This is a genomic window from Paraburkholderia sp. SIMBA_054 (genome assembly GCF_046534875.1).
Lineage (GTDB): Bacteria > Pseudomonadota > Gammaproteobacteria > Burkholderiales > Burkholderiaceae > Paraburkholderia > Paraburkholderia hospita.
In genome coordinates this window covers 1-230 of the sequence record NZ_JAWRXV010001863.1, presented here as the reverse complement: position 1 = coordinate 230, position 230 = coordinate 1, and the positions used below count along the sequence as shown (strand labels likewise).

At 66.5% G+C, this 230-nt stretch carries 1 protein-coding gene; it reads right to left on the bottom strand.

The window, feature by feature from the left end; genetic code table 11:
- Positions 1–230, bottom strand: a 230-nt coding sequence (locus tag SB822_RS61505) for an ABC transporter permease subunit (RefSeq protein WP_410859721.1), incomplete at both ends; no start/stop codon positions are given.

Here is a 230-nt window from a genome sequence, read left to right as displayed (position 1 = left end):
AGCAACAGTCCCATCAGGCCGAGCCAGAATACAGGCACGGAACTGCCGATCAGCCCCACGAAGCGCGCAACGTGATCGATCCAGCGGTTATGCCGCGTCGCCGCCACGACGCCGAGCGGCACGCCGACCAATACGCCGACGATGGTCGCGAGCGTCGCCAGTTCGAGCGTCGCGGGAAAGACGCGGCGGATGTCGTCGAGTACGGGCTTGGCCGTCAGCAGCGACATGCC